We start from the raw sequence: 8,411 nt of genomic DNA on the forward strand, positions 1-8,411 counted from the left end.
TTGTTTTTAGTTTCATTAAAATCTTTCCTGTTATGGGTTATTGTGGTTTTCTCTTTCCCCGATGGTTGTGACATATTGTTATTGAACTGATTTAAATTAACAACAAAAATGGACAGTGACTTGAGTGGTAGATTGATTAGTATTGCTTGGCTTTTCAAAGGAATACCGAGGATGAGATGGTCGATTATTGTAATTAAATAACCGACAGCACTTTAATGACGAGGCTCATTCTTCCTGTTAAATATCAGTCAAGGACATTTAAATGGAAATCAAAAAAATTACCGCAGTTGCACTGCTTGCTTTTGCCACTACTGGCGTAGCTCAAGCTGCCGATCAGGGCAACGGTAAAGTCACCTTTTATGGTTCAATCGTCAATGCACCATGCTCAATCGCACCCGGTGTGGACGATCAAAAAATTCCATTGGGTCAGGTCTCTAATTCGGACCTAGCGAACGGTGGCGAACAGAAAGCCGTAGGCTTCACTATCGATCTGCAAAACTGTGACGATGCAACCAAGCACACGGTAACCGCGACCTTCACCGGTATGGTGGGCGTTGATGGCCGTCTGGGTATCACCGGGGAAGCGCAAGGTGCCAGTATTTTACTGCGTGACGGCATCGGTAAGAAAATCGAGCTGGGCACGCCAACCACCGTGCAGACTTTAAACGGCAACGCGAACACGCTGCAGTTTACTGCCGCCTTGAAGGGTGATGGCACCAAAAATGTGCCAGTTGAGATTGGTACCGGTGTGTTTACAGCAGTAACCAACTTTACGCTGGCCTATCAGTAATTTATCTCCGCCGGATACCGGATAAATAGCGCCTGCAAAAGCAGGCGCTATTTATCGCCCGTTAAGCATCAACCAGTGACGATTTGTGGAATCATGGAAAAAGTAACCTTTACAATCAAATCGCCAGCAATCCTGGTTATTTCCATTTTTCTGGTGCTAATTTCAATTTTGGATAGGGTTCATGCTAAAGATATTCAGTTTAATACCGATCTTTTAGACGTCGACGATCGCAAAAATATTGACGTCACTAATTTTGCGCGCAAAGGCTATATTATGCTTGGCCGCTATACCCTCAATGTCCGGCTGAACGGTGACGAACTGGGCGACCGCGAGGTTAATTTTTACACCCCAAAAAAGCACCCCGACGAGAGCTTTCCCTGCCTGACGTCGCAGCTGGTGGCTGAACTGGGTCTGAAATCGGCGGCGACAGATGCCCTTAAATGGTGGCACGGCGGCGAATGTCTGGAAACGAGCATCCTAGCAGGAACGCAGGTGCGCGGCGAGCTGTCTAACTCGACGCTGTCGATTAATATACCGCAGCCATTTTTGCAATATCAGTCCGCCAACTGGGATCCGCCATCGCGCTGGGATAACGGCATTCCCGGGCTGCTGTTTGACTATAACTTCAATACCCAGGCGCGCTTTAACGCCCACTCCGGCGACCAGCGCAGCCTGAGCGGATCCGGTGTAGCGGGCGCAAATGCCGGCCCCTGGCGCCTACGTGCTGACTGGCAGGGGCGGCGCGACAGCCTGCGCGGTGAAACGCGCAGCAGCTTCGACTGGACGCGCTATTACGCCTACCGCGCGCTGCCGCAGCTGGGGACCAAACTGACGCTGGGCGAGGATTATCTGGTCTCAGATATTTTTGACAGCTTTCGCTTTGCCGGTGCCAGCATGGTGACGGACAGCAATATGCTGCCCCCGAACCTGCGCGGCTACGCACCGGAAGTGACCGGCGTGGCCCGCACCAATGCCCGAGTCGTGGTGATGCATCAGGGCCGTGTGCTCTATCAGTCGCACGTCGCTGCCGGGCCGTTCCGCATTCGGGACATTGATGATTCGGTCATCGGCGAACTGGATGTGCGGGTGGAGGAGGAAGACGGTACGGTACAGACCTTCAAGCTAAATAGCGCGACGGTGCCGTACCTGACGCGCCCCGGCCAGGTGCGTTATAGGATGGCGCTGGGCCGCCCGGCTAACTGGCAGTATGCGGCAAACAGACTGGAATTTGCCAGTGCCGAATTTTCCTGGGGAGTAAACAACGGCTGGTCGCTGTACGGCGGGGCGATTGTCAGTGATAAATATCAGGCGCTGGCCAGCGGGATTGGCCGCAATCTGCTGGCATTTGGCGCGATGTCGTTTGATGTCACGCACTCAATGGCACATCTGTCGGCAGGGGATTCCCGCGCGGATAACTCATACCGGCTTAGCTACTCAAAGCGTTTTGATGATTACGGCAGCCAGGTGACTTTTGCCGGTTATCGCTTCTCTGAAAGCCAGTTTATGACCATGGACGAGTTCCTTGATGCGCAATCCCAGCAGGATCGCAGCAGCAATAGCCGCGAAATGTACGTGATGACGCTGGCTCAGGATATTCGCCCGCTGGCTGCCAACGTGCAGCTGAGCTACAACCGGCAAACTTGGTGGGACAAGCCCGATACGGAACATTTTAGCTTGGCTATGTCACGCTATTTTGATCTGATGGAATGGCGCAATCTCAGCCTGTCACTTTCCGCTTGGCGCAACCGGGATAATCAGAACAGTGACAAAGGGCTCTATTTATCGCTCTCGGTACCCTTTGGTGATAATGAAACGATCAGTTATAGCGGTTCCACCGAGCGTGATAACAACACTCAGCAGGTAAATTATTATCAGCGTCTGAATAATAGCGATAGCTATAGCCTGAGTGCGGGCAGCAGTAATAACAGAACGGCGATGACGGGATATTACATACATGAAGGTAATGCAGGGCAGATGACCGCCAGCGCCAATATTCAGCCGGGAAATTATCAGGCGTTTGGCGCCACGTTGAAAGGAGGCATGAGTGCCACAACTGAGGGTATGGCGCTGCATCGCCAGAATAGTCCTAGCGGCACGCGCTTATTACTCGATACCGACGGCGTGGCGGATATTCCGGTAAAATCAACCTTAGGCACGTCCCGCAGTAATCGCTTTGGCAAAATGGTTATTTCCGATGTCAGCAGCTATTACCGCAACCAGGTAGGGATTGATATTAACCGCTTACCTGAAAATGCCGAAGTCACCTCCTCAATGGTGCGGGTAACTCTGACCGAGGGGGCTATCGGCTACCGGCACTTTTCCGTGCTGGCAGGGCAGAAGGCCATGGCGGTTATCCGCCTAGCCGATGGGAGTGTCCCCCCTTTTGGCGCGCAGGTATTTAACGCACGCCAGCAGGAAGTGGGTCTGGTAGCGGATGGCGGCAGCGTATATCTCAGCGGCCTGCAATCCGGGCAGCAGATGTCGGTGCACTGGGATGGAAAAAGTCAGTGCACGCTACCGAAGCTGGATGCAGCTTTGCTGGCTAACCTGCTGCTGCCCTGCATCAAAGCCGCTCCTAAACATACCGAACTTTTGCAGGCTGCAAAAATAAAGGAACAGTAAATGAAATTATTAATCAAGCCGGCTGTGCTAAAAGCCATTGTGGTCACCACTCTGTTTATCTCTTCTTTCTCATGGGGGGCCATCGCACTGGATCGTACCCGCATTATTATGGATGCGGAAAACCCTTCGGTGAGTCTGACAATTACCAACGAGAGTCGGCGTTTGCCCTATTTGGCACAGGGGTGGCTGGAAAACGAGCATGGGGAGAAAATAACCACGCTTTTAACCATCCTGCCACCGGTTCAGCGTATTGAGCCGGGCGAAAAAAGTCAGGTGAAAATTCAGTCTTTGCCCGGTGCGAATTTATTGGCGCAGAATAAAGAGACGCTGTTTTATTTTAATCTGCGAGAAATTCCGCCGCGTGCTGACAAACCTAATACCCTACAGGTGGCGCTGCAAACAAAAATAAAGCTATTTTACCGCCCAGCATCGCTGCAACTGTCGCCAGGTGCTTATGCCAATCCGGTACAGCTGCAGGTCAGACTGACGCGCGTTGGCGATGATTACCGTATTGAAAACCCGACCGGTTACTACATCACCTTCGTTGGAACAAGCCGTCGCGAAGGGGAAGAGTCGGTGCGCGGCTTCGCGCCGCTGATGGTTCGCCCGCAGCAGAATGCGATGCTGGGCGGCAGCGCCGCCGCGCTGGGCGATAATCCGGTATTGCAGTACGTAAATGATTTCGGCGGACGCGTTGCGCTGCACTTCCGTTGCCAGGCAGGAAGCTGCCAGGCGGTGGCTAAATCATGAGGTGGGCACTGATTCTGGTGCTGGGGCTGCCGCTGTATGCGCTGGCATTTGAGTGTATCGACAAGCGCGACGGCAAACCGTTTGATGCGGTGGGGCAGCGCAATATTGACGTCACCGTTAATCTGTCACCGGAAATTATCATTGGTGATGTGGTGGTATTTGATCTCTCGGATACTTTCACCTGCCGCAATACTATGCCCAAAACCTATGTCGATTATATGCTTCTGAATTCAGAGACTTATCAAACTTCGCTGGATGAGTCATTTAGCAGCGGGCTGGAGGTCAACGGTGAGCGCTATCTTAACCCGATCAACTCAGCGATTACCGTATTCAAGCTGAGAGACGGCAACTGGCACGATCTTCAGGTAAAAGCCTTTTACCAGTTAATGAACAGCCCGGGGCGCGGAGTGTTTATCAAGGCTGGGACGTTGGTGGCCAGTATGCAGATGTACAAATGGAGTGCGCCTGCGGGCGGGGTGTTTACCGCCAACTGGCGCATCCTTGCCGCCAACGATGCCCATTACACCTCTGGTACCTGCGAGATTAACAACAGTCAGGATATTAATATCGATTTTGGCTTTATCGTCAGTAACCAGCTGACGCAAAGCGGCAGCCTGAGTCCGTTCAGGCAGCAGGTGAATATTCCCTATCAGTGTAAAGATACTAACGACTGGGCGGTCAAGCTGACACTGTCGGCGGAGGTCAGCAGCTTCTCCGCGCAGGCGATTAAAACCACTAATCCCGACCTAGCGGTGGAGCTCTACCACGATGACAAGCTGATAAAGCCTTTTGACAGCATCCGGAGTCGCATTGTTAACGGTATCGGCAGTGACGATTTTACCTTTTCCCTAGTCAGATCAGGCAATGCTCAGGTGGCGACAGGGCCCTTTACCGCTAGCGCGGTACTGGTGATGAGCCTTTTATAAGGGAAGCAACGAGGGACAGCATGATTCACAGCGCCTATATCAACGTCATGATGCTGGACAGTGACCGCTTTTCCCTCGATGGCGTGGTGAAAGTGCTGCAGAACAAGCTGCCTTACACGGTGGTCCGGCACAGTATAAAGCTTCAGGGCAAGATTGACCTGCTGATCTCCGGGCGCGACGCGGTTTCGCTCTGTGCAGCACAGCATGATGCTATCTGCCTGCCGCCGGAAGGTCAGCTGATGATGATTAGCAATACGCCCGGTCAGCGCTGGCATAGGTTGCCGCACTCGCTGCACTCTTCAGCGCAGTGGTACCTTCATCGCCGCCAGTCAGAAGATCAGCTGGCAGCACTGTTTTTGCGCATTTTACCGCCGGATCCGCGGCTGATTATCCTGATCGACCCGGTGCGTGCAGCGAACAAAGCTGACGGCGCGGGGAAAAACGCTGATTGAACTGCTGCGCGTCAATGCGACACCGCACCAGATTGCCAGCTGTATGGCGCTGCGTCCGAAAACGGTCAGCACCTATAAACGTTCAGTAATGCACAAGCTGGGGATGCAGAAGAATCTGGATCTGTATCACTGGTTACTTTATTCATCGCTATCGGGAGGGAACGCATGATCCGATACAGACAGTGGCTGTATGCCATGCTGCTAGCCGCGACAGGCGCAGCCGTCGCCGATAACGGCTACGGCAAAATCAATATGCGTGGGGTGGTGATCGATGCGCCCTGTTCGCTTTCACCGGAGTCGGCCAGCCTAGAAGTGGACTTCGGCCAGCTAAGCAGCGCCGAGTTGCGTAACGGGCGCGAATCTCAATCCGAGGAGTTCGCGCTTAATTTGCAACGCTGTTCCAGCGTGCTTAAAAATCAGGTACGCGTCACTTTTCAGGGTACCGTCTATTCAGACGGCCTGTTTGCGGTCGGCGGCGGCAACGAATCGGTCGGGCTGATCCTGCGCGACTGTAATGGGCAATCTGTATTAAACAACCAGCCGGTGGCTTGGCAGCGCATTAACGATGGCGACAATAAGCTGGTTTTTTTTGCGGCGGTGAAAGGGCGCGCGCCCACAATCGATACGGGGGCTTTTCAGGCCCAGATGTTATTCCTGATTGAGTACAACTAAACCAGAATAAAAGCGCTTATCACCGTGCTTAACGTCTTCTGTTTTGCTCGACATCCTGCTATTTTCTTGCGAGGTGATGATTAGAGCATTCCTAAAAACGTCCTGTTTCTTTTCAATCTCCCTGAAGCCACTAAACCGCCGAGGTCAGAGTCTGCTATATTCTCAATATCAATGACTAAACCCAGTCTCTGGTCTTATCTTGAGAGCAGTGGTGGTGAGTCAGTCCAGCGCGCTGCTCTTCTTTCTGCGCTGCATGTTTTTGTTGGTTTGTAATTTAACCCTTTGAAACAATGGAATAAATAGATGATCAACAAGTTCAGTCTCTGTGCGTTAGTGGTTTGCTCCGCACTCTCTGGTGCTTCAGCCTGGCCTGCCGACGGCGATTATCAGCTGGAACAGGTGCTGATGATGAGCCGCCATAACCTGCGCGCCCCGCTGGCAGATAACGGCAGCGTGCTGGCGCAGGCCACTAAAAAAGCCTGGCCGAAATGGGAAGTTCCGAGCGGTCAGCTGACCACCAAAGGTGGGGTGCTCGAAGTTTACATGGGGCGTTATACCCGCGAATGGCTGGCGCAGCAGGGGCTGGTAAAAGAGGGCGAATGCCCATCGTCTGACTACATTTACGCCTATGCCAACAGCTTGCAGCGCACCGTTGCCACCGCGCAGTTCTTTATTACTGGCGCTTTCCCCGGCTGTGATATTCCGGTCTCACATCAGGATGAGATGGGCAGCATGGATCCGGTATTTAATCCAGTGATCACCAACGACAGTGAAGAGTTCAATAAGCAGGCGCTGGCGGCAATCAATGCCGAAAGCGAAAAGCTGGCCCTGAAGCCTGCCTTCCTGCGCCTAGAAAAAATCATCGATTACAAAAACTCCCCGGCTTGTAACGGTAAGAAGCAGTGCGACCTTTCCAGCACCAATCAGAACCAGTTCAGCGCCGATAATGGCAAAGAGCCGAATGTTACCGGCCCGCTGAAGGTGGGTAACTCGCTGGTGGATGCCTTCACTCTGCAGTATTACGAAGGTTTCCCAATGGAGCAGGTAGCCTGGGGGCAGATCAAAACTCCTGAGCAGTGGCAGGAGCTTGCCTCAATTAAAAATGGCTATCAGGATGCGCTGTTTACCTCCCCGGTCGTCGCGCAAGAAGTCGCCGCTCCGCTGGTGGATTACATTCTCAGCATGCTGGTCGACCCGGATAAAGCTAAAGCCATCGCCCCTAAAGTGACGCTGATGGTGGGGCATGACTCCAACATCGCTTCACTGCTGACCGCACTGGATTTCAAACCGTATGACCTGCCGGGCCAGAATGAGCAGACGCCAATCGGTGGCATGGTGCAGTTCCAGCGCTGGCACGACAAGAAAAACGACAAGGAGCTGATCAAAGTGGAGTACATTTATCAGACATCCGGCCAGCTGCGTGATGCAGAGCCGCTGTCGCTGGACAATCCACCGAAGCGCGTCACGCTCCGGATGGCCGGTTGCCAGACCGATGCCAACGGCTTCTGCTCGTGGGATAAGTTTACCGAGGTGCTGAACACGGCACTGCAGGGCACGCCGCTGCAGGTTGCCACCCCAGCTCCCGCTCCGGCCACGCCTGCAGCCGATGCCAAACCGGCCGACGAGAAAGTGGTAGTAAACAAAACCCTAGCCGACAAAGCGGCAGCGGATAAAGCCGCGCAGGAGAAAGCGTCAGCTGAAAAAGCGGCAGCAGACAAAGCCGATGCGGAAAAAGCCGTGAAAGAGAAGGCCGCTGCTGGTGCAGCGGATGCTAAACGGTAGAGTCTTAGGACGTGGTGTAAATTTGGCAGGATGGTGAGAGCCATCGGCTTATCCGGTAAGGTAATGGTTAATCAGATAATTATCTCAGAAGGAGTCAACCGATGGCCGACAACAGCATGACATTCAGCAACACCCTGATGCAACTCGGCGGTGAGGACTTTCTGCGTGAACTCACCGAATTTATGCTCAACCGCATCATGGAGGCCGATGTCACTCAGCGCATCAACGCAGAGCCTCATGAGCGCAGTGACGAGCGGGAGACCTACCGTAACGGCTACCGTGACCGTCAGTACCACACCCGCCTCGGTACCCTGGACCTGCGTATACCGAAGCTGCGTGAAGGCTCGTACTTCCCGTCCTTCCTTGAGGCCCGCAGGCTGTCGGAGAAAGCACTGAACGCGGTAATCCAGGAAGCGT

General features: G+C 53.3%; 9 protein-coding genes. All 9 read left to right on the forward strand.

Annotated elements, in window-relative coordinates; all coding sequences use genetic code 11:
* The first annotated feature begins 262 nt into the window (after positions 1-262).
* A complete protein-coding gene (locus tag BBW68_RS08585) occupies positions 263-790 on the forward strand; it encodes a fimbrial protein (RefSeq protein WP_070134972.1) in 528 nt (175 codons plus the stop codon).
* 93 nt (positions 791-883) lie between these two features.
* Positions 884-3,412, forward strand: a complete 2,529-nt coding sequence (locus BBW68_RS08590; RefSeq protein ID WP_083264852.1) for an outer membrane usher protein — start codon at positions 884-886, stop codon at positions 3,410-3,412.
* Positions 3,413-4,162: a fimbria/pilus periplasmic chaperone gene (locus tag BBW68_RS08595; protein WP_070134974.1), complete on the forward strand. Its 750-nt coding sequence runs from the start codon at positions 3,413-3,415 to the stop codon at positions 4,160-4,162.
* Positions 4,159-5,088 carry a fimbrial protein gene (locus BBW68_RS08600; RefSeq protein ID WP_070134976.1) on the forward strand — a complete coding sequence of 310 codons (930 nt, stop codon included), beginning with the start codon at positions 4,159-4,161 and terminating at the stop codon, positions 5,086-5,088. The genes BBW68_RS08595 and BBW68_RS08600 overlap by 4 nt, the downstream gene beginning before the upstream one ends.
* 20 nt (positions 5,089-5,108) lie before the next feature.
* Positions 5,109-5,540 carry a hypothetical protein gene (locus tag BBW68_RS18365; protein ID WP_070134978.1) on the forward strand — a complete coding sequence of 144 codons (432 nt, stop codon included), beginning with the start codon at positions 5,109-5,111 and terminating at the stop codon, positions 5,538-5,540.
* Positions 5,497-5,709, forward strand: coding sequence for a helix-turn-helix transcriptional regulator (locus BBW68_RS16405; protein WP_083264853.1), 213 nt, complete (start codon positions 5,497-5,499; stop codon positions 5,707-5,709). Before BBW68_RS18365 ends, BBW68_RS16405 begins: the two co-directional genes overlap by 44 nt.
* Complete coding sequence (locus tag BBW68_RS08610; protein WP_070134980.1) at positions 5,706-6,212, forward strand: fimbrial protein; 507 nt, start codon at positions 5,706-5,708, stop codon at positions 6,210-6,212. The genes BBW68_RS16405 and BBW68_RS08610 overlap by 4 nt, the downstream gene beginning before the upstream one ends.
* A 303-nt stretch (positions 6,213-6,515) precedes the next feature.
* Positions 6,516-7,994 carry a bifunctional glucose-1-phosphatase/inositol phosphatase gene (agp, locus tag BBW68_RS08615; protein WP_070134982.1) on the forward strand — a complete coding sequence of 493 codons (1,479 nt, stop codon included), beginning with the start codon at positions 6,516-6,518 and terminating at the stop codon, positions 7,992-7,994.
* A 101-nt stretch (positions 7,995-8,095) separates the two neighbouring features.
* The coding region (locus BBW68_RS08620) for a transposase (protein WP_186821255.1) at positions 8,096-8,411 on the forward strand (316 nt) is incomplete at its 3' end.

The sequence above is a fragment of the Candidatus Erwinia dacicola genome (assembly GCF_001756855.1).
Classification (GTDB): domain Bacteria; phylum Pseudomonadota; class Gammaproteobacteria; order Enterobacterales; family Enterobacteriaceae; genus Erwinia; species Erwinia dacicola.

What these genes read in the sequence shown, in the direction of transcription:
- BBW68_RS08585 (WP_070134972.1), top strand. Translation starts at nt 263, where the DNA reads ATGGAAATCAAAAAAATTACCGCAGTTGCACTGCTTGCTTTTGCCACT.
- BBW68_RS08590 (WP_083264852.1), top strand. Translation starts at nt 884, where the DNA reads ATGGAAAAAGTAACCTTTACAATCAAATCGCCAGCAATCCTGGTTATT.
- BBW68_RS08595 (WP_070134974.1), top strand. Translation starts at nt 3,413, where the DNA reads ATGAAATTATTAATCAAGCCGGCTGTGCTAAAAGCCATTGTGGTCACC.
- BBW68_RS08600 (WP_070134976.1), top strand. Translation starts at nt 4,159, where the DNA reads ATGAGGTGGGCACTGATTCTGGTGCTGGGGCTGCCGCTGTATGCGCTG.
- BBW68_RS18365 (WP_070134978.1), top strand. Translation starts at nt 5,109, where the DNA reads ATGATTCACAGCGCCTATATCAACGTCATGATGCTGGACAGTGACCGC.
- BBW68_RS08610 (WP_070134980.1), top strand. Translation starts at nt 5,706, where the DNA reads ATGATCCGATACAGACAGTGGCTGTATGCCATGCTGCTAGCCGCGACA.
- agp (WP_070134982.1), top strand. Translation starts at nt 6,516, where the DNA reads ATGATCAACAAGTTCAGTCTCTGTGCGTTAGTGGTTTGCTCCGCACTC.